Source organism: Aneurinibacillus sp. XH2 (assembly GCF_001439585.2).
GTDB lineage: Bacteria > Bacillota > Bacilli > Aneurinibacillales > Aneurinibacillaceae > Aneurinibacillus > Aneurinibacillus thermoaerophilus.
Map to the genome: position 1 here is coordinate 2,056,372 of NZ_CP014140.1, position 20,863 is coordinate 2,077,234.

At 44.6% G+C, this 20,863-nt stretch carries 22 protein-coding genes; 5 read left to right on the top strand and 17 right to left on the bottom strand.

The window, feature by feature from the left end; translation table 11 throughout:
• Window positions 1-188: 188 nt before the first annotated feature.
• From ACH33_RS10175 to ACH33_RS10190, 4 genes are read right to left on the bottom strand one after another with little or no spacing between them, the layout of a single operon-like run.
• Entirely contained in the window at window positions 189-1,421 is a 1,233-nt protein-coding gene (locus tag ACH33_RS10175; RefSeq protein WP_057898921.1) for an McrC family protein, read from the bottom strand.
• Entirely contained in the window at window positions 1,408-3,363 is a 1,956-nt protein-coding gene (locus ACH33_RS10180; protein WP_057898922.1) for an McrB family protein, read from the bottom strand. The genes ACH33_RS10175 and ACH33_RS10180 overlap by 14 nt, the downstream gene beginning before the upstream one ends.
• 12 nt (window positions 3,364-3,375) lie before the next feature.
• Entirely contained in the window at window positions 3,376-6,471 is a 3,096-nt protein-coding gene (locus ACH33_RS10185; protein ID WP_057898923.1) for an AAA family ATPase, read from the bottom strand.
• Window positions 6,468-7,634: an exonuclease SbcCD subunit D gene (locus ACH33_RS10190; protein ID WP_057898924.1), complete on the bottom strand. Its 1,167-nt coding sequence runs from the start codon at window positions 7,632-7,634 to the stop codon at window positions 6,468-6,470. Before ACH33_RS10190 ends, ACH33_RS10185 begins: the two co-directional genes overlap by 4 nt.
• Window positions 7,635-7,865: 231 nt before the next feature.
• Here ACH33_RS10190 and ACH33_RS10195 point away from each other — a divergent pair, with 231 nt between their 5' ends.
• A complete protein-coding gene (locus ACH33_RS10195; protein WP_057898925.1) occupies window positions 7,866-8,072 on the top strand; it encodes a YrzA family protein in 207 nt (68 codons plus the stop codon).
• A 109-nt stretch (window positions 8,073-8,181) separates the two neighbouring features.
• Here the strand turns inward: ACH33_RS10195 and ACH33_RS19290 are convergent, their stop codons facing one another.
• Window positions 8,182-8,337 (bottom strand): hypothetical protein, encoded by a 156-nt coding sequence (locus tag ACH33_RS19290; protein WP_156424046.1) that lies wholly within the window; start codon window positions 8,335-8,337, stop codon window positions 8,182-8,184.
• 285 nt (window positions 8,338-8,622) lie between these two features.
• Between ACH33_RS19290 and ACH33_RS10200 the strand changes: the two genes are divergently transcribed.
• Complete coding sequence (locus tag ACH33_RS10200) at window positions 8,623-9,045, top strand: MarR family winged helix-turn-helix transcriptional regulator (protein ID WP_057898926.1); 423 nt, start codon at window positions 8,623-8,625, stop codon at window positions 9,043-9,045.
• A gap of 217 nt (window positions 9,046-9,262) precedes the next feature.
• Here the strand turns inward: ACH33_RS10200 and ACH33_RS10205 are convergent, their stop codons facing one another.
• The 8 genes from ACH33_RS10205 to ACH33_RS10235 form a co-directional block, all read right to left on the bottom strand.
• A complete protein-coding gene (locus tag ACH33_RS10205) occupies window positions 9,263-9,919 on the bottom strand; it encodes a transposase (protein ID WP_057898928.1) in 657 nt (218 codons plus the stop codon).
• Between the two features lie 108 nt (window positions 9,920-10,027).
• The gene (locus ACH33_RS18725) at window positions 10,028-10,351 is read right to left on the bottom strand and encodes an integrase core domain-containing protein (protein ID WP_162265024.1); all 324 of its coding nucleotides are present in this window, start codon (window positions 10,349-10,351) and stop codon (window positions 10,028-10,030) included.
• A gap of 34 nt (window positions 10,352-10,385) precedes the next feature.
• A complete protein-coding gene (locus tag ACH33_RS18730; protein WP_082705997.1) occupies window positions 10,386-10,568 on the bottom strand; it encodes a hypothetical protein in 183 nt (60 codons plus the stop codon).
• 241 nt (window positions 10,569-10,809) lie between these two features.
• A complete protein-coding gene (locus tag ACH33_RS20100) occupies window positions 10,810-10,992 on the bottom strand; it encodes a transposase (protein WP_236781855.1) in 183 nt (60 codons plus the stop codon).
• A 290-nt stretch (window positions 10,993-11,282) separates the two neighbouring features.
• Complete coding sequence (locus ACH33_RS10220) at window positions 11,283-11,471, bottom strand: hypothetical protein (RefSeq protein WP_057898929.1); 189 nt, start codon at window positions 11,469-11,471, stop codon at window positions 11,283-11,285.
• A gap of 12 nt (window positions 11,472-11,483) precedes the next feature.
• Window positions 11,484-12,122, bottom strand: a complete 639-nt coding sequence (locus ACH33_RS10225) for a hypothetical protein (RefSeq protein WP_057898930.1) — start codon at window positions 12,120-12,122, stop codon at window positions 11,484-11,486.
• A 423-nt stretch (window positions 12,123-12,545) separates the two neighbouring features.
• On the bottom strand, window positions 12,546-13,706 hold the full coding sequence (locus ACH33_RS18735; protein WP_082705998.1) for an IS701 family transposase: 1,161 nt from the start codon (window positions 13,704-13,706) through the stop codon (window positions 12,546-12,548).
• Between the two features lie 153 nt (window positions 13,707-13,859).
• A complete protein-coding gene (locus tag ACH33_RS10235) occupies window positions 13,860-14,498 on the bottom strand; it encodes a hypothetical protein (protein WP_057898931.1) in 639 nt (212 codons plus the stop codon).
• A 185-nt stretch (window positions 14,499-14,683) separates the two neighbouring features.
• On the opposite strand from ACH33_RS10235, the gene ACH33_RS10240 reads away from it, so the two are divergent.
• A complete protein-coding gene (locus ACH33_RS10240) occupies window positions 14,684-14,863 on the top strand; it encodes a hypothetical protein (RefSeq protein WP_057898932.1) in 180 nt (59 codons plus the stop codon).
• Between the two features lie 90 nt (window positions 14,864-14,953).
• On the opposite strand, the gene ACH33_RS10245 is transcribed toward ACH33_RS10240, so the two are convergent.
• Together ACH33_RS10245 and ACH33_RS10250 are read right to left on the bottom strand one after the other, a co-directional pair.
• Window positions 14,954-15,265 carry a hypothetical protein gene (locus ACH33_RS10245; RefSeq protein ID WP_057898933.1) on the bottom strand — a complete coding sequence of 104 codons (312 nt, stop codon included), beginning with the start codon at window positions 15,263-15,265 and terminating at the stop codon, window positions 14,954-14,956.
• 422 nt (window positions 15,266-15,687) lie between these two features.
• Window positions 15,688-16,794, bottom strand: a complete 1,107-nt coding sequence (locus ACH33_RS10250) for a DUF3900 domain-containing protein (RefSeq protein ID WP_057898934.1) — start codon at window positions 16,792-16,794, stop codon at window positions 15,688-15,690.
• A 181-nt stretch (window positions 16,795-16,975) separates the two neighbouring features.
• Here ACH33_RS10250 and ACH33_RS10255 point away from each other — a divergent pair, with 181 nt between their 5' ends.
• Window positions 16,976-17,743, top strand: a complete 768-nt coding sequence (locus tag ACH33_RS10255) for a DUF4931 domain-containing protein (protein ID WP_236781856.1) — start codon at window positions 16,976-16,978, stop codon at window positions 17,741-17,743.
• A gap of 382 nt (window positions 17,744-18,125) precedes the next feature.
• On the opposite strand, the gene ACH33_RS10260 is transcribed toward ACH33_RS10255, so the two are convergent.
• Together ACH33_RS10260 and ACH33_RS10265 are read right to left on the bottom strand one after the other, a co-directional pair.
• Window positions 18,126-18,800 carry a M42 family metallopeptidase gene (locus tag ACH33_RS10260; RefSeq protein ID WP_057898936.1) on the bottom strand — a complete coding sequence of 225 codons (675 nt, stop codon included), beginning with the start codon at window positions 18,798-18,800 and terminating at the stop codon, window positions 18,126-18,128.
• Window positions 18,801-18,847: 47 nt separating this feature from the next.
• Window positions 18,848-20,179, bottom strand: coding sequence for a B12-binding domain-containing radical SAM protein (locus ACH33_RS10265; RefSeq protein WP_057898937.1), 1,332 nt, complete (start codon window positions 20,177-20,179; stop codon window positions 18,848-18,850).
• A gap of 222 nt (window positions 20,180-20,401) precedes the next feature.
• On the opposite strand from ACH33_RS10265, the gene ACH33_RS10270 reads away from it, so the two are divergent.
• Complete coding sequence (locus ACH33_RS10270; RefSeq protein ID WP_057898938.1) at window positions 20,402-20,728, top strand: hypothetical protein; 327 nt, start codon at window positions 20,402-20,404, stop codon at window positions 20,726-20,728.
• Window positions 20,729-20,863 lie beyond the last annotated feature (135 nt).

Sequence of the window (20,863 nt, forward strand, 5' to 3'; positions counted from 1 at the left end):
GCGGGGTTCGTTGCCCGTGCCTTTCGTCCCGCCAAACGTCCGAGAGAAATCATGAGAAAGCGGATCGAGCGAGACGTATCGGCAACCCTTGACGAAAAGAATTCCGGTACGCGACCACTGTCCCGTTCGCATCCGCTGGATGTAGAACGGTTTATATAGAGGTGTATAGGGGTAAACTTCAAAAGTTTCTAGTAAAACAGGCGGAGGATTCGTGCGATGATTCGTTTTGTATGCTGTTCATGTTCGCTCACCGCAAGAGGAACATCAAGACCCAGACTCCAGCGATAAATCGTCTGTCCCGTATTCCGAATACGATCAACGCACTCCGGTCCCGAAGCATACAGCAAAATTCCGGTATCGGCCCTGCGTGCCGTCATATATGCTAGCATTTGGTACACATGCGGATGCTCCGCATATCCCCTAGCACGCTCTGTATATTTCGTATCAAGCACAATTTCCCGTCCGATCGTGTCTTGCAAAAGAATGTCAGGAATCACCACAAGGCGCCCGCCTTCCCCCAGCCAGTGCCGTGTCTGTATGCACACCTTAATCCCGTGCGGCCGCAACTCCTCGGATAACAGCCGAGCGATATAGCGTTCAAATAATTCGTTCATATCTAGCACGAAACTTTCGCAATACACATGCCCTGCATGCATCGAGAGCCCCGCCGCCCGCCAGTACAGGCGCAATAGGCTCAGCGCATCCGCGTAATGCCGGTTAAGCCGTGTTATCGGAATGCGTTCCACTTCGACGAGCCGCTCCCGCGCTGACCGCGGACGTCCCCTTTGCTCTTCTGATTCCCGTCCCGCAACGAACAAGCGCATAAGTTCCTTAATCTCCCGCCTGATGCTCGCATCATGGTAGCTCCTTCTTTCCATATCGTACAGCGCGGCGTAAATCGCACCATTCTCGGGCACTCGTTCCGTATGTTCGTCATACGTACAACCGAACCGATACTCCTGCTTACTCCACAAGCGCAACGTCTCCGGTACAGCGAGCTGACCGCGGACACCCCCCAATTTCTCCGTCCGCGACACATATCCTCTGCACAGGCCGCGTCGGACGATATCCCTGCATTCAGCAATAAACAACTTCACAAGCCACTCCAAGTCGCCTGGCTTTTCCGTAAATCCGCTCCTATCTTGATAAAAGCGAAGCGAACGAATGTCGTACGCCCGGGCCAGCCATTCCCATACGATATCCGCTGGCAGCTTAGGCTGAATACGTATGGAGGCATCCTTAAGTTCAATGCGCCCGATATGAGAGCCAGCCTTGAGCTCCCACCCCCCTCGCACGGACGGACGAAGCGTCAGCGCGTACGAAAATTCTCGCCGCAACATTTCAGCGCTTGCCGAGGCCAGCTCCACGCCCTCCAACGTTTCGTGTTCACGCAAAATATATTGCCGTTTATATTCCCTCATATCGTTCCTTCCTCTCAGCAAGCAGCGCTTCTAGCTCAAATTCATGCACCCGCTCCGGCTCGCAGATGAAATATTCTTCCAGATACGGAATAATTTCATACTTCCAAATGCGCCGTATTTTTTCCGCGGACAAACCGCGGTTCATAAAATAGCCATGACCAAGCCAAAAATCAAAATTCCCGATTCGCCGGTTCGCTTCGTGCACCGCTTCTGCAAGCCACGCTAAATCCGGATAATGTCGCTTCAGATAACGCTCTAGCGCCTGCTCTGTTTCATATGGGGAAAAGCGCGCGAACGGGAAGCGGCGCCGAAGGGCAAAATCAAGCTGCGATAGCGAGCGATCGGCCGTATTCATCGTACCGATGATATACACATTATCCGGTACCACCATTTTGCTTTTGGAATACGGCAAAGGCACCGGAAAGTTTCGATACTCAAGCGCGTACAGCAATTCCCCGAACACCTTGGCCGTGTTGGCCCTGTTAATCTCGTCAATAATCATAACATACGCGCATTCTCTATTCTCTTGCTTTAGCGCTTCATTGCACAGCTCAAGAAATACGCCGGGCCTGACTACAACATTCATGTGCGTAACCCCGTTTTCCCCTTCGACCACTTCCGGCCGCAATCCTTCGATAAACTCTTCGTACGTGTAGGAAGGGTGAAATTGGATAAGACAAACCCGGCGTTCGTTCTGAGCGATTACTTTTGCCAGACGCTGGGCGGCGTATGTTTTGCCCGTGCCGGGCGGACCGTACAAAATCAGTTGTTTCTTCTCGTGCAGCAAACTAAGCCATTCTTCCAGCGTCGCGCGCGGAAGATACGTATCGTCCGCCATGTCGTCCAGCGTATAGAATCGTGTCTCGTCTCCTTTGCGGGCAAGGTATGTCTCAAATTCTTTTAAAAACGTGTTTTCATCTTCCGTTTCAATCGTATACCTCTTCCGCAAAAAGCCTTCTTCGTTTTCTTCATGAATCGCGCAAATGTACTCTCCGGGCACATCCCATACAAAAACATAAGCGAACGTTGCATTCCCTTCGCTGCCCGCAAACCGCCAGATTACTTTGTCCCGGTACTCTTCGCCAAGTTCCAATTGCACAGCCTCAACCTCTTCCGCATTTGAAACAAGAAAACCATACTCCCTGAGCAAGCGCGTAAGCCGCTGGGCAAACCGATCCGCCTGCAAGCTTCCTTTTCCGGGCGGCGAGCTCTCTATCTCACCCGCGCGCCGCGTAACATAAAACAAAAAGTGTTGCAACTCGGGCAAACTCCATGTCTCGCCGCTTATTCGCCCGATTTCTTCACGCAGTTCAAACAAAATCCGGACAAACCGCATGTAACTTCCACTGTCAAACGGGCGCTCCTGTCCATCCGTATCATAAGCGAAATATGCCAGCGCGTCGCGGTCCGCGCGGTAATAGATAGGGTATCTTCCCGGGTCCTGCAAATTCCAAAAAAAACTCAGAAAAAACGTGGAAAACTTGACGGACGCACATTTTTGGGACGGATATCCTTTTTCCGTCGCCGCCTTTTGCGTCCGAAACACCGCGTCTGCGAATGCCTCCAGCTTTTCTGTGGTCCACCTATATCCACCCGTCCCTAACGCGGGAATTTCCGTTGCAGCAAGAAAAGCAGCGGTGAGCTCGTCCACCATACCAGCGGACACGGCTTGATTGTACAGTTGGTTGAAAAACATTTGCCCGGAAAAACCACTGAATCCCCAGATATTCACTTTTTTTCCGCCGATAACGTGCTTGATCTTCGTTTTATGGTCCAGCGTTTTTTTAAACTGTTCCAGCGTGATCTCACCTTGGCGCAGCCGCTCAAGCTCCGTGAAATGAGCGCGGAACGCCGCACGTTTTTCTTCCATTTCATCCGCCTGCTTCCTGCTTTCCGTATCCGCCAGGTACGCCTGTATCCATTCCGCCAGTCGATGAGGCATTGCTGCTTCCTCCTATTCTCTTAGCACGAATTTTGTCCGGCTGTACCCTTCTTTCGTCTTCTGCACCTCAAGCGTGGCCGGTATCGCGCTTTTCAGTTCCTGCACATGCGAAATGACCCCGATCATACGGCCGGAACTCTGCAATTCAATTAGCGTATCAATCGCTTTATGCAGGGATTCATCGTCAAGTGAGCCAAATCCTTCGTCAATGAACATCGTTTCAATCGAAATCCCTCCCTGGTACGCCTGAATAACGTCAGCCATCCCAAGCGCAAGGCAAAGGGAAGCGTTAAATTTTTCGCCGCCGGACAATGTCTTGACATCGCGCGTATACCCGGTATATCCGTCGTATACATCCAGTCCGAGCCCGCTCTGGCGTCCCCGTTTTTCAAGCCGATCGCTGCGCCGCAACTGGAACTGCCCGTTCGAAAGATTATACAGCCGCTCGTTCGCCATCTGAATAATTTTTTCCAAAAACTCAATCTGCAAATACCGCTCAAATGAAATTTTGTACCGATTCTCTCCGCGCACCACATCATACAGATCAGCGATGCACGCTCGCTCTTCTTCCACTGCCTTTACCCGTTCATTCGCTTTAGCGATATGTTCGGCGAGTTCATGCGCTTTATCGCGGCAGTTTAACGCGGCGCGGTGCGCGTCGCGCGCTTCGTTGCATTCCGCTTTAAGGCATTCCAATTCGCGCAAAAGCGCCTGCGTATCGAACCGCTCTTTACCGGCAAGCTCCCGCTCCAGCTCTTTAAGCTGCGCCATGACCGCGGTCTTCTCTGCGGCAAAGCGTTCCAACTCCTTCTTCATCCGCTCGCGTTCCGGCGCGGGCAACTTCGCTTCCCGATACGCTTCGACCGTCATAAACCCGGCTTCGAAGCGCGCTTCCGCAAACCGCTGTTCCGCCTGCGTGTTCCGCGCGGCCGCTTCCGCAAGCAACTTTTGCGCGTGCTGCACGTTGCTACTTGCCTTAAGCGCCTGTTCGGATGCATGGCGATACTGCTCCTGCGTACGCTTCCATTTCACCTCTGCTTCTTCCTTACGCTGTACCGCTTCCTGATAGTGCTTACGCAAAATATCAAGCGAGCGAAGCGGTTCCGGCACCGATACAAGCTGGGTCTCATATGCGGCGCGCTCTCTTTCATAGGCGATTCGCATCTCCTGCAACTCACGCTCCAGCCTGCTATTCTGTTCGGCCTGCCGCTCCCATTGTGCTTCGAGCCGCTCGTATTCTTGCCTCCGTTCAGCCAGCTTCATTTCGTCCCGTTCCAACGTCTCTACTTCTGCCCGCAGCTTCTGCCCTTCACGAACAAGGCCCGCATGCACGTCGCGTACCTCGTAAGGATCAAAGCCATAGGAAGCCATCTCTTCCGCGTATCCCTTCAATGACTCTTGCCCAGCATTAAGCCTGGCCTCAGCCGCACGAAGTGCTTTCTCTGTTTCATCACGCGCTTTCTTGGCCTCCTGTAGTTGCTCTTTCGTCGGGATGTGACCGTAGCTTCCGGCTTTTTTCGGATGTTCCGCGCTGCCACAGACCGGGCATGGCTCCCCGTCGCGCAGGTGCAGGGCAAGCAGGCTCGCCTGCCCTTCAATCCAGCGCCGCTCCAGCGCCTCGTATTCCTGTCCGGCCGCTGTGCACGCCGCCCGCTTCGCTTCTACTTCCCGTTTTAACGCAGACAAAGAACGTTCGCATTCCATGTATTTATCCACAGCGCGAAACTGTAACCGCATCTCCGCTAGACGCTCTCGTTTCCGGGCGAGCGCTACCACTTTTCCTTCCAGTTCCTTTATTTCCGCAAGAAGCGCAGCCTTTTGCTCCTTGGCAGCTTCCTGCCGACGCACGGCCTCTACTAACGATTCTTCAAGCTGTACAAGCTTTTGCTTTCGCTCCCGCAACTTGCCCTCTTTTTGGCTGAGCGCTTCCACCACCGACAGCATTTCCCGCATACGCTCCACTTCACGCGCTACGGTCTGACGTTCCGGCTCACGCGCTTCCTCCTGCTCATACGTCCGCTTTACCTGCGCGAGGCGCTCTTTCGCCCACGCTTCGGCTTCTCGCGCTCGCGCCAATTCCCGCTCCTTCTCCGCTTCTTCCCGCTGTGCCGACATCCAGTGCTCTTCATGCGCTTCAATTCTGCCTGCCCGCTCGGCGCAAAGGAGCCGTGCTTCCATGCGCTCCATCACTTCCGTCTTATTCTCCAACTCCTCCGCGGCCGCACGCTTCCTGTCTAGTTCAGCGAACCTCTCGTTTATGTTCCGCGCCCGGTGATAGGTTTCATTTTTTGTCCTGTAAGCTTCCTCCACCTGCGCCAGCCTTGCTTTATGTATCATTGCCTGCGTATCATGGTACGCATACTCTTCGGCAAGTCCCGTCATAATCTGGTGGATGTTGCGCGTCTCCTGTTCAAGCGCCACAAATAACAACGCACCCTCGCGCTCCGGCAAAAAAGCCGAAATCTGGCTAATGAATTTCTCCTGCTCTTTCCACGCTTCCACCACGCGCCGATCCGCTTCTTTCCGCCGGCGGTTCAACGCGTCTTCTACCGCTTGGTACGGCTCGGTTTTAAAAATCCGGCGCAAAATTTCTTCCTTGTTCTCCGTTTCGGATGTAAGCAACTTGCGGAACTCGCCCTGTGGAAGCATTACGATCTGGCTGAACTGATGCTTGGTCAAACCAAGCAAACTCTCAATTTTTTGGTTTACGTCGTTCACGGTAAACCGATCCACACACGGCACTTCCCCATCGCCTGTCACCTCGTACAGTTCAATCTGCGCTCCAGTCGCTGTTTTGTTTCCAGCTTTTACATGACCAAGCTGGCGGAACACGCGGTACGTCCGTCCGCGCAACTCAAAAATTAGTTCCACCGACGTATGTACGTCATCAGCGGCAAAATGGCTGCGCAAAAACTTGGCATCATTGCGCTCTTCACCGCTCGCTTCGCCGTACAGCGCGAAACAGATGGCATCAAAAATGGTTGTTTTGCCTGCGCCGGTGTTTCCTGAAATGACAAACAGACGATGTTCGCCCAATTCCGTAAAATCAATTGTCTCTTTGTGTTTATACGGTCCGAACGCTGTCATCGTCACTTTAATCGGCCTCATACTTTCTCCCCTTCTTTCGCGAACACTTCTTCAAGCACTTCGCGGAAAATACGCTCTTTCTCTTCCGTTAGTTCCATACCGCGAATTTCTTTATAAAACGCGCGGAATAAGGCAATATCATCTTTTTCCGGCTGCTCGATCCGCTCAGCGACAAGCTCGGTCGCCTGCCGCGCCATCAAATTTTGCGATACATGCATTGCATTTGGATATACGGTGCGCACGCGTTCCATGGCGGAAAGCACCGGATTTTCATCCAACAGCTTTACGAACACATAATCGTCGCTTCGTTCGTGTGTTTCCAGTTCCTCAATGGTTGTGCTAACCGTGCGCATATCACGCCGGGGCACAAGCGGGCGCTTTTCGACACGTACCTTCCCCTGCCCGTCCAATTCAACAATATAGAACCCTTTCCTGTGGAGCTCTTCGGAAATAGAATACTTCAGCGGCGAGCCGGCATAGCGGATGACCTCGCTTCCGACGTGGTGCGCCTGATGCAGATGGCCGAGCGCAGTATAATGGAACGGCGCAAAATGACGGGCGTGAACATACTCAGCTCCGCCGATGGAAAGCGGACGTTCCGCGTCGCTCGCGTTTTCTACACCTTCTTCTTTTTCACCTGTAGGGGTGACAAACGCGTGACCGACGAATACATGCCGCGCTTTTGAATCCATATTTTCGACAATTCGCGCCGTAACCGCTCGCATCGCATCATCATGGGTACGAATCGTTTCATCCCCGAGCGCATGGCGAACCCGTCCCGGCTCGGCATATGGCACAAGGTAAAAATGCACCGGCCCATATTCATCGCAAAGCACGACCGGCTCGAACACAGCGCGAAACCGCCCGGCGATATAGAGGCCGTTGTCTTTCATAATACGACTGCCGAATTCCAGCCTGTCCGGACTGTCGTGATTCCCTGCGATCGCCAGTACCGGGATGTTTAACTCTATGACAAGTTCGTTGAATACGCTGTTCAACAAATCAACCGCTTCAGTAGGCGGCACCGCCCGATCGTATACATCGCCGGCAATAATAATAGCATCCGGTTTTTCTTCGCATGCCGCTGCCACAAATTGACGTAAAATGTATTCTTGATCTTCTGTCATATGTACTGACTGGATAATTTTCCCCAAGTGCCAGTCGGCCGTATGAAAAAACTTCATGCTATCTTCCCGTCCTTTTCTCTCCCAATTATAAAAATAAAAGCAAAAGGCAGGCTACACGCCTGTCTTTCTCCACTGTTTTTCGCCTTCTTTTTTCCATTCTATCAAAATTTTCCGCAGCAAGACAGGCATATCTTCCACACAATCCCCCCCACTTTCCGGTCGCTTCCCTTCCTTCTATAATAAGAATGATAGAGTAAAGGAAAAACTAAAGATAAGGAGATAAACGCAATGGAATTCAAATTGGAACGCATTCATGACAAGATCGAATTCTTCGAGGCAAACGACCTTAAGACATTGGAGAGAAAAATCGACGAGCAAATCGAAAACAACAAGGCGCTGCTGCTGGAAGTACATTCGGTTACCCACCACGTCGCCTTCCATCCGGAAACCGGGCGTCCGCTTTACAGCGCTGTCGTTCATTTCAAAGCGAAATAAGCGCAAACGGAGTGCAACACAAGGCACTCCGTTTTTCCATTCATAAAAAAGAGACATCCTGATTTATTGTGTGTAAAAATAGCAAATAATAAAACATCAACAATGTATATTAGCCGACCAATTCCAATACCTTTTCTTCTGTTTCCTCTTTTTCAACCAACGCGTACGCCGGGAACGACGGATAACCGAACTCTTGAACGTCCATGCAAACTTGGCAAATGCATATGTCTTCCGTTTCTTTGCCGCAGATTACGCAATCTTTCATAATTTATATCCTCCTCACAAGGTACTTTCTTCTTCAAGTTTCATTGTAATACGAAGTTCTTAATGTGATGTTTTAATTTCTTAACATTTCGTTAAATATTCAATGAACATTATGTGTCAAATCCACATAAAATCAGCCATCTCAAAAAAGTCAGAATATATCCCAACCGGTTGACGAATAAATAAAAAATCAATATAATATCGAATTGTTAGTTATACTAATAATTCGAAAGCTCATTAATTAACCGAGGAAAAGGGCTGAAAAACGATGCAGGAAGAAACCAATATGCATACTCGCTTGTTGGAGGAATTAGAAGAAATTTTCCGCGTGCTATCCCGGAAAATCAACAGCAATTTGCACAAAAACACAGAATCCGGTCTCACAGGTTCCCAGGCGTTACTGCTGGAAATCCTGGAAACGCAGGGACCTAAACGGGTCTCGGATTTGGCTAACGAATTAAATATTACGCTTCCTTCCGTTACCGGGCTGTCCGATCGTTTGATTGCCGGAGGATATGTGGAACGTAAACGGTCGGAAAAAGATCGAAGAATTGTCCTGCTTGAAATTACGGAGAAAGGAAGGGAAACACTACAAAAAGCTCAATTAATACGCAAAGAATTGATGAAGAAGTTTTATGAGTGCTTATCTGCCCAAGATATCGAGGACTTAATCCGCATCTATAGCAAAATGCTGGCTAACATCAGATGAGGCGTATGAGGAGAAAGTTTGAAAAAATAAAAGAGCTAAAAAGGAAAAGGAGTAAAGCAATTGTTGGGTATACTATGGTAGATGATTTGTATAGTTTTATAAAAATTAGAAACAAAATTTACCATCTACAAAGAAACGAAGAATTCCCTATGCAGCTTGCAGCTGTTTTGGAATAAAATCCAGCGACTCTCCTGCTCTTGCTGCTTGATAGACAAATTCAATCCAGCTTTGGCTTTTTTTTACCCGCCATCGCTGTAATCCATCTAGAAGTGTAGCGTGTCCTGTAAGGATGCAAAAAGCAGCGGTACAAAGATAGCAGTGTCCAGAAACGATGAATTGCTTTTGTACTTCGTACTTGATAACAGTCAAACGAAAAATTACCCTTTATCGTTCGAAAGTATGTTTCAATTACCCATCGCTTGCTATAGTAGGATAGAATTTGTTCACTAGATAACGAAATATCTGTACTTAGAAAAGCTCGCATGTTTTTCAAGGTGAGCGACTCAGCGGCATCCCAACATAAAAACACTACAGCATTTTCAACCATGTTTAGTTTTCCTTCATAACGATAAACACGATAGGAAGTGTGACCGACGGTCACAAGGTCGGTATCACTTTTTCTAATATGGTTCGCAAATTCTTTCAATGATTGACGAATCCCTTGCGGATAAAAAATGCGATTGGTTTTTAAGCCGCTGATTACATGACATCCAGATTGTGCGGCTGTTTCAAGTACACTTTTGGCAGGATACCATGTATCAATAAGAAGATATTTCTTTTGTGAACAACGTGGTAAATTCGCTACAAGCTCACAGGCCAGTTGAATTTTACTTTGCTTCTCGGATTCATATCGTTTGAAATCATAGGGAATCACGCAATCGGATTAACCCCCACCATTTGGACACAGACAACCTTATTCGTCTTTTTTCAAACAATTACTCGTTTATACTCGGACTTCTTTTATCACGAACTTACGTTCTGTTTAGAGCACATAAAACTCTTGTGGCGCTAAATCGCAAATGCTAGAATGGATTCTCCTTTCGTTATAAAAGCGGATAAATTCTGCTACAACCTGATAAGCCTCTGCGTAGGACATGAATTCATAACGTGCCAGACATTCATCTTCCAGAATGCGATGAAAGGCTTCGATGTGCGCATTCATATTCGGTGTTCGCGGCGGGATACGCTCATGCACAATACCGAATGTTTCACACGCTTGGCTAAAGTGATGAGACGTAAACTGTGGGCCATTATCGGAACGAAAGACGGGACGTGCTTCTGTTCCAAATAACTGCCGTTTAAACAATGCCTGCTGTACAGTACGACTCGCATCCTTTGCTTCACAAGACAAGCTGATATGATACGCAGATCCGACGTAAAAAGATGGTCAGTTTACGGTACCCATAGGCATAGGCTTCGCCTTCCATGTCTTCCATCAACCATTCTTTGATCTGTTCATCGGACACTTTTGTGCCGTCCTGCTTTAGGGAATAGCCCGGTATGACTCGTCCTTCACTTTTCACTGGTTCCACATCCTGCCCTTTTCGTTTTCGATGGTAGTAATACGTGGAGCGTGGAATTCGGGCAAAACGCAAGACTAGCCGTTTCGGATAGCCCTGCTGAATATAGCGTTCCGCTACTTCAAGTTTTTCAGCAAGTGAGGGTTTTTCTTTTTTATCAAATCACGTAAAATCGCAAGTTCCAATGCCTGTTCGCCAAGTAGGCGTTTGAGCTGCTCATTTTCTTTCACAACTTCTTCGGCATCTAGGACAGGAACCGTAGAGAAGTCGATGTCTCCATGTTTTCCGCTTTCCAGCTCTCGCTTCCAGTGCCCCACCATGTTAGCAGATAATTATACCGGCGAGCAACGGCTGCTAAATTACCGGTCTCTTTCGCTTCTTTCACCACTTGTTTTTTAAAATCAATGGAATACTTTCTTCTTGTCATGGATGTCTTCCCCCTCTGTCACTATAAGTGTAATCAAAACACACTCTTAGTGTCCAACTTCTCTAGGGGGCTAAAGAGATGGCACACCGTAATCTTAAGGATTGTTCAAAACAGAAATGGACTGCGAACGCTAATCACTTAAGAATCCCCTGGCTTTAGCCATGTGGAGTGTCAAATTCCGTTCATATTTTATTAGTTAAATCATAGCAAAAAACCTATCGTTGTTTATTTTATTATAACAGTAGACTCCAAAAATCGAGCCGCCCTATATGGGGCGGCCTCTTTTGTTTTTAGTATTTATTGTTTTTTCCACCTGTTTTATCCCGCATAAAGAAATAAACTAGCAGAACCGCAATTACCACAGCAGGAATAGTAACGACTAATCTTACTGTTTGCTCGGAAATAGTTATGCTAAACAAGCCAACTAAGATAGCGACGATAACGGCTGAAATGAGTGCCTTTTTCGCGCTGTTACTCACAGACTCCCTCCTTTACTGTGGGGAAACACTTGGCAGCATAGGAGATAAGTACGTATAAGTGATTTTGAGAGGAACGATTACGGCCCCTGCATATTCACTAAGGACAGCACCTGCTACAGCACCTGCGACTGCTCCACTTAAGCCACCAAATATAGCTCCCAGATATGTTGTACCTCCTGAGATTCCTCCTTTAACAATAGCATTTACGTCCGTTTTTGTTAAATAAATTTCAACGCCCCACCAATGAAACTTAATGTCCCGTATTCCTTCTCCAGAAGCAGCTAAACTAGCGAATTCTCCAGTCTTATTTTGTGTTATTTCTTGCTTGGCAGGTACCGTGAAAGTTTTTTCTCCATCAAGAACAGCACCTGGAGATTCATCTAAAATTCCGTTAGCTTGGTCAAGTGCAGTCTTAACTAAAACTACTTCTTCATTAGTGGCCACTTTTTCTAAGGCAGCTTCATCAGCGATAATAAAACGATCGTTTTCAACAGTGATAAACTGATCAAATTTTCTAATGTCTAATTTTTCATTTTGTTGAATCTGAATATCTTGAGTAGTAGGTGCAGCACTTGCTACAGCGGAAAAGCTCGAAACTCCGGCACCGGCCATTAAAGTTGCAGCTAGCAATAAAGATACAGGTTTTTTCATTTCGCTCTCTCCTTTATGTATATTGTTTAACACCTCTTAATTATAACAAATAATTACTAATTTACATTTAAATGGAATATAATTAACATTTTTGTCATATTTATAGTAAATTATGGTATTTTATAAAGATTATTAAGGGTCACCGGACCAAAAAAAGAAAATTGTACGCTAAGAGGATCAACGGACACAAAAACCCCGGAACCCTGTACGCTAAGGAACTAAGGTTTGAAATGTTGAGGCTTTGAAAGGTGAAAAATAGAAGTAGAGGGAGGAAATATAAGAATAATAGATTATTACTAGACTTGCCAAAATTAGAAACAAAATTTACCATCTACAAAGAAACGAAGGATTCCCTATGCAGCTTGCAGCTGTTTTGGAATAAAATCCAGCGACTCTCCTGCTCTTGCTGCTTGATAGACAAATTCAATCCAGCTTTGGCTTTTTTTTACCCGCCATCGCTGTAATCCATCTAGAAGTGTAGCGTGTCCTGTAAGGATGCAAAAAGCAGCGGTACAAAGATAGCAGTGTCCAGAAACGATGAATTGCTTTTGTACTTCGTACTTGATAACAGTCAAACGAAAAATTACCCTTTATCGTTCGAAAGTATGTTTCAATTACCCATCGCTTGCTATAGTAGGATAGAATTTGTTCACTAGATAACGAAATATCTGTACTTAGAAAAGCTCGCATGTTTTTCAAGGTGAGCGACTCAGCGGCATCCCAACATAAAAACACTACAGCATTTTCAACCATGTTTAGTTTTCCTTCATAACGATAAACACGATAGGAAGTGTGACCGACGGTCACAAGGTCGGTATCACTTTTTCTAATATGGTTCGCAAATTCTTTCAATAATTGACGAATCCCTTGCGGATAAAAAATGCGATTGGTTTTTAAGCCGCTGATTACATGACATCCAGATTGTGCGGCTGTTTCAAGTACACTTTTGGCAGGATACCATGTATCAATAAGAAGATATTTCTTTTGTGAACAACGTGGTAAATTCGCTACAAGCTCACAGGCCAGTTGAATTTTACTTTGCTTCTCGGATTCATATCGTTTGAAATCATAGGGAATCACGCAATCACCACAACGCAGTACTTGTTGAACCATCTCATGCCCCCATACCTGCTTTCCTTTTGTATGGGAATAATGAAAACCCGTTCCCTGTATGGATAACATCGCCTGTGACGAAGGCTTTGTTTTCTCACAAACGGTATCGTCTATGATAATGAATATCAGTTCTTCTGTGCGTTTGGCTTCTTGTCGAATCGTTTTCCAGGTTTTTTCCTGGATGATGCGCATGAGGTAGTTTTCATCCCATTTTCCGTGTGATAAGAAATGACTGAGTGTACGCCGATTTCGTGAATGGCAGCTTTCTCGGTGAATATCGGTAAGGGTACCAGAGAAGCCATGGGTCATGACACCATCTATAAAATGAACCATATGGTTCATGACTGCTTTTGAAAAACAGAGCGGGAAATTCCACTTGCGCAAAATATTGTTGATTTCCTGTTGATGTGCTACGCTATACGTATGAGATATACAGCATTCTCCTCTGCGTAAAAATGTTTGGTGGTACATCTATTTTTACACAGGATGAATGTTGATGTCTCTTTTTGTTTACTATTGTAAATTTATGTTATCCATTTTGGGCAAATACAGTTAATAATTTATGCTTTTATTGTTTTGTAATTATAACAATCAGCCCCATTGCTCAGGCTGATTATTGTAATATTAAGCACCATGAAATTCCACATAAACATTTTTTGATGTTACAATTTTTCTTATTTGTCCGTTAACGTACATATATTCTGTGAGTTCCCCATACACAGTCAATGCAATTGTTCTATTCGCGTCAAGTCTCTTTTCTGTATAGCTAGTTTGTTTCCATGAAAAATTTGTTGTCTCTCCCGATATATCTGACGTTACTTTTTCTAGACTGTAAATGTATCCATTTTTTAGTATATATACTGCTGTTACATCTAGATTTATTCTACCTTGTAATTTAGTAGATTTAGTTTTTGTTATTGTTTGCGTGCTAAGAATTTCCCCTGTTGTATTACCTGCATTGCTTTCACTCATTTGAGAGAAATTGTCATTATCTGCTGTTTGACTTACATTAAGATATTTTGATGACAAATATTGGTCTGCCTCTGTCACAGAATTAAATTTCAAAGGGATGACTCCTTTAGGCAAAACATCAACACTTTCCAAATTAAACTTCCGATCTAAATCTTCTAGTGTTGTTACTTTGGCTTCTTCTGTACTAATTTTCTCTGAAGAAAGCGTTGGAGCCTTTTCTGCAAATACAGCAGGTGCTAATAAAGTCGTTGCCAGTACGATAGATGACAAAATCCTAAACATCTTTTTCATACTGCTTCCTCCTTACGAGATTGTTATAATATATTCATAATATAGTAAAATTAGGAAAATATCAATTAACATATTCCAAATTATTCATAAAATTATAGATTCGGTTGTTTTATGCCTGCTATGTTTATTTTCACGCTAAAAAACCGAAACTAAAAAAACAATCTGTTAACCGAGGTGAATCTTCCGTGGGGGCTCCGACGCAAAAAGAATTTCGTAACCGCTTACGCGGCGACATTCCAAGGCTATCCTTTTATAAAATGATCAAAAGCGAAGAATTCGCGGAACTATGCCGTTTTTACGAGCAAGGCATGATCGACTACTCACAACTCCAACGCTACGCCGGGCAATTGGAGCGCTTGTTCTAGCCCGTTGTTTCCCTATCCTGACATAACCTTTATAGCAACCACAAAATCCATCCTTCTTTTCCGGCAAGAAAAATGCAGCGAGTCTCCTCGCTACATTTTATTCCGCCTGCATACCAGCTCTTCAAACCACTGCTCATCTCTGCTATCAAGCGCCATATCAAGCAACGTGTCGTAGTCCTCTCGTTCTAATTGTAAATCCTTTATTTTTTCCGCCACATCGAGCGGTACACGAAAATGGCCGCTGCGCGCCGCCGTGGAAAATCCGTCTTTAACTGTCGGAACAAATACCGTCATCATCATTTGCACCTTGTTCATTTCTTTCACATAACCGGTAAGAAGCAGTATTCTCCCTTTATCATTGTATGGGAATCTGACCCATTCGCCTACGCTAAAGTGCTCCATACCTCCCATCCCCTTGTATGACCATTTCGGTTTTCCCTACTACCATCGTAAGCAAAAGACATGTTTTTGTTACAACACAATAGAATAGGAAAATAAATTTGGGTTTGTACTTTCTCTTTTCTTTTATGAAAGAATGGTACGTGCTATAATTTTTGGAAAAGGATCTGATAAACGGAGGAATAAAGTATGGATGAAAAGCAATTTGTGCGACGCCTCGTATATATTTTAGCCAGCATTCTTTTGGCATTTATGATTATTTTGTTGATTTTTGCACAGTCGAATGCGTAAAAAGCAAGCAGGCTATTCTGACTGCCTGCTCGCTCCACTATGATTTCTTTTAAAAATACAGGTCTATAAAAATACGATTTACATCGAATCATCCAACAGGAATCCAACAAGCCATCGCAAAAGATTTAGTCATGTTAAAACGGCGGTTTGTCGTCCTCCGCTATTGCATCCTCCATGCCCCGCGTTTGTTTTTGCCTGATACGCGCGAGTACATCTTCCAGTTCATCCGGGCGCAGCAATTCAACCGGAGACACTCCTTTTTCAAACTGAAACGTATTTCCTTCAATTAATACAACATACCGCTCGCCGAGTCTTGCAATGTGAATATTTTCGCCGAAATCAGCAAGTAACGCTTTAATGGCAATATGGTCGAGCTTCAGCTTCATTTCCAAATCCGGCCTCTGCTCCACCAACGCGGCCGCCGCTTCAATGACTTGTTCGCTCGACCATTTCTTCTGCAACTCGCGCTTCTCACTTGCGGCCCACAATTCTATCGCTTCTTCTTCCTGCCGCCGCTCTTCGCTTTCCGCTTCGTACGTCATTTCAATATACTGCTGCACAAGCCCCATGACTTGCGTGTTCATAATTTCCGGTAACGATTTTTCATACTGAACAAATTTGAGAAAGTCTTCGAAATAACGGGCATGCGACGCCTGGTGAATTTTCAGCTCCCACTCCTCCACCATGCCTTCTTCCGGCATATGCGGATATTGGATTAACTTCATATTTTTCGCGCTAATCGCCATTTCCACCTGACTAATTAGGCTGCTCTCATCGGTGATGGTAGCGATTTTCGGCTCAAAGTCGCATTTCATGATAAATATGAACGCCTTGTCAAAATACTTGTCCAGCTTGGCGCGCGCTACGATTAATGCTCCCCCGCGAACCGCGCTCGTGTTCGCATATGCCCGCGCAAGCTCTTCGCTCTGACACCGGAAATCTTCCTTGGTGGTCGCTTCCTGCAAGCGGGCAAACAGATTATAATTCGGGTTGCTTTCCAGTTCGTAGCCCGATTCTACAATAAAACGGCCGATTTTCGTGGGCGCCTGTTCATTTTTTGGGTTGCGATCCACTTTGCGCTTTACAATACGCGCAAACTCTCCATCAAGAAAATCTTTAAGCGCGCTGCTCAGGTAACCTGCCTCATCCAGCGTTTGATAATGTTTGTATCCGGCGGCTGTTTCGTTTTCATCTGCGCCGCGCACAACAAAAAAAGAAAGGTACTGTACGGTAAAATCCATGTCTTTCTCCCCGTTTTTGATGATGTCCACAGATTTTTATTGTAGCCTGTTTTTTCACTAAATGAAACGTGAAAACCGCCTATGGCACGTACAGACGTTTTCAGATTATCAAAAATTAAGTATGATTTTAATACACATATAACATTCTACGGGTGAAAGAAGGTAGGCTATGCATACATATTTGAAATTTCAAACGAACATCGCACGGGAAAAACCTTCAACTCTTCTGAACCGGGAAACAAACTGCCCGTTTTGCGATCGGGAGACCATTTTTAAAGAAGGAGTGATTATTAGCCAGCAAGCCCCCTTTTTATTGATTGAAAACAAGTTTCAGACGCTTGAGCGCGCCTACCAGATGGTACTGATAGAAACAGAGACGTGCGAAGGTGATTTGTCGACATACGGAAAAGAACATCTGCATTCGCTGTTTGATTTTGCGATACACAACTGGCTCGCAATAGAAAAGAGCGGAAAATACCGCTCTGTTATTTTCTTCAAAAATCACGGCATACACTCTGGTGGTTCGATTTATCACGCACATATGCAAATTGTCGGGCTTTATGACGTCGATTACCGCGCACACCTTCTGCCTGAACATTTTCAAGGGATCGTCATCGACCGTTCTCCCGGCGTCGAATTCAATCTATCGACCCGTCCGCGAGGTGGCTTCACCGAATTTAACGTTGTGTTAAGCGACCTGAAATCGCTTTATAAGATGGGGGATTACGTGCAGATTGCCGTGCATTTTCTGCTAAATCATATGAATAAAAGATACAAAAGCTACAACATTTTCTTCTATGAATACCAGGGTCACATTATTGCCAAAATTGTGCTGCGCGCACCGGGTTCACCGTACTTGATGGGGTATTCCATCCTGCAGATTCCCAACAATTTGGACGATACGGTGCAACGCGTCCAGTCGCTTTATTTTTCCGGTGCAGTCAAATAAACCACGCCCAAAAGCATATTGCTATCCGTCCAAATATGCTTAGAAAATCAAGCGATTATTTTTCATAATTAAATCAATTTCATAACTTGGAGCCTTAGAGCCCCAAGGGTTTCAGGAGCTTAAAAAAGTAGCACCTCCCCAAGTTTTACTTACAAACATGTGTTAAAAACTCGATAATCCCTGTAAAAACGCAGTTTTTAATGGGTAATTATGAAATTGATTAAATTGTAAATTGGGGCAGCATGGGAGTATCCACCTTTTTGGTTCATGGTTGGATACTCACCATTTTTTCCAAACAGGTGGTTTTTTTATTACCCATTATTCAGAAATTATGCGTTTTGCAACACCCTTAGACAAAAAATAAAAATAACCTCCCCTGTTTTCAGAAAATGGTATATGCTGCAGTCTTAGCGCCACGCATCCCTAATTCTTCCTGTATGGTACCAACTCCAAATACACGATTCGGAATGTCTACTTGTCTTAAACGTTTAAACAACTCAATAATGATAGCGATACCGACCCTATTATCCCAGGCTTTAGCCATCATTACTTTGGGATTTTTCATTACCGTAAACGGACAAACCGGAATCACGATATCACCAGGAGAAACACCAAATTCTATTACCTCTTCCCTGCTGGTTGCTCCAATATCAATAAACATATCCTTTAATTCAACGGGTTTTCTACGCTCTTCATTTGATAGAACATGAGGTGGAATCGAGCCAATAACCCCATCTATTACCTCTTTTTTCGTATGAATTGTTACTCTCTGTGCCAGCATAACCTGATTCCACCACCCACCAAGAGGAAGAAACTTAAGAAAGCCTTCTTGTGTGATTGATGTGATTATAAAAGCCACTTCATCAAGATGGGCAGCTACCATGATTTTAGGCCCTCTGTTCCCTATTCGGGCAATCAAGCCTCCCAGATTGTCTGTACTTAACTCATCAGCATAATCCCGGATATATCTTTCCATTGCTTTGCGTATAGTTTTCTCATGACCCGGTGCACCTGGTAACTCTGTTAACTCCTTATACATTTGTAACCGTTCATCCATGCCGACCCCTCCCACCAATATTTGCTTAAGTTATCCTCTCGATTTGGTTAAGAAGTCTTCTGAAAAGGTTTATTTCCTTGCGCCTCAAGAATTTGAATTAGCCCCTCAACATATAGTTCATGTATTTCCCGTTGAGTCAGATTTTTTGTCTCAATGTGTGCGCGCGAAAAAGTGTACTTTTCCCAGTCCCTACTTAGTATTTTTATTCCATATTTCTCCGGATTATTGAATATGTCCGTACCAGGATATGGTGTAAAAATACTCATTGGGCAGCTTGTAGCTCCTAATCCAATTAATTTTTTAGCAAAATTTACAGTATCTTTTATTGTTTCTTTCGTATCTTCAGGATGGGCTACCATAAATCCACAAGTAATATGTGGAATCCCAGCCTTTCGTACCGCCTTTACAGCTTCCTCTACTTTTTCTAACGTAATTCCTTTCCGTATAGAGCGAAGCACGTAAGGATTTCCAGATTCAACTCCAAACTGTATAGCTCTACAACCTGCTGCGTATAAAATGTCTGCAAGCTCCTGTGTAATTTGCGTTACACGAGACTGGCAACCAAACTCCCATCCTTTATTTTCTTTTATTAATAATTTGCATACTTCAATGGCACGATCGGGAAACATGGTAAAGGTGTCATCATGAAATTGAAATTGAGTAATACCATATGTTTCATGCATTACCCTTATTTCGGCTATTACGTTCTCAGGGCTACGCGTTCGAATGGTTCTTCCGGCAAATGCACCACAAGAACAGAAAATACATCTTGCAGGGCATCCTCTACTAGTAACCATCGCCCCTCGTTGGGAATACTTACTCAGTGAAAGGAGATGCCTTGCTGGGAATGGTATTTCATCCAAATTAGTAATATATTCACGCGGCGGATTGTGAATCACTTGGTCATCAATTTTAAAAGAGATACCTGGAACTTCAGCAAGTGGTTTTTTCGATAGAATTAACGCTTCGTATAAATCAGCAATAACAAGCTCACCTTCACCGCGACATACAATATCAATTGATGGGTTTATCAGGGCTTCGTTCGGCAAGGAAGTTGCATGGATTCCACCAAAAACGATATATGTTTGTGGATGTACTGCCTTTATTAAATCAGCGATTCTTACACCATTTGGAAATGTTGGCGTGCCTGTTGAAATGCCCACGACTTGTGGTTGTTCCTTTTCTATAATAGGAACGATATCTTCTACATTCATTCCTGTTAGATTCATATCTATGATACGTACTTCACATTCCTTTTGCTCGAGTAAACTCGCTAAATAAGAAATTCCTAAAGGGGGAGACGAGTTTTCTATAACCTCTGTTGATTTTTCTGAGTATACTCTAGGATTGGGCGGTAACAAAAAAAGAAATTGGGCCATTTTAATTCTCCTTCCACCGAATAAACCATTTATATACAATTCCATTTTTTATAAAACTCGTATAATTACTAGTTTTTCGTAAAATAAATTGAATATTTTTTGAATTAAATGTTCAATAATTTTTTTCTTAATTTTGGTATAAAAAGGATTGAAATTACATTATTATACAACCGTAAGTTTTTCTGTATTTCTATAAAAAAGAAGAACGGCAGGTGAAAAAATATGTTAAATGTTTGCTGTCTAAAAAGTGAGGAGGATATACTTCATAGAGCACTTGATAAAACATGTAAGTTCCTTACTGCAATTGAGATAGACAGCAAGATCAACATTGTAAATGAAATTCCATCCGAAAATACCCATGAACTGTATTTATTTTCTGTCCAAGCTGCTACTTTATTCAAACAAAGGGAAATCAGTCATACAGGGGTTCAAAAATCTATTATTTTTTATACAGAGGATCAAGAAGCGACCATTTTTGAGCTTATTTCACTCGGATTTCGCTTCTATCTTCTGTTTTCTGCAAGCAAAAGATGTTTACCAAGTATATAACACAGAAATTAGTACAAGGGAGAAAAATGTTTTTTTGTATGCTTCAGAACAAAAGCTGCGACCACATCTTGAACTGATACTGTTAAGCGCCGTGAACTTGCATATAAGAAAATTACCGGTGTTATCAAGGAGGAA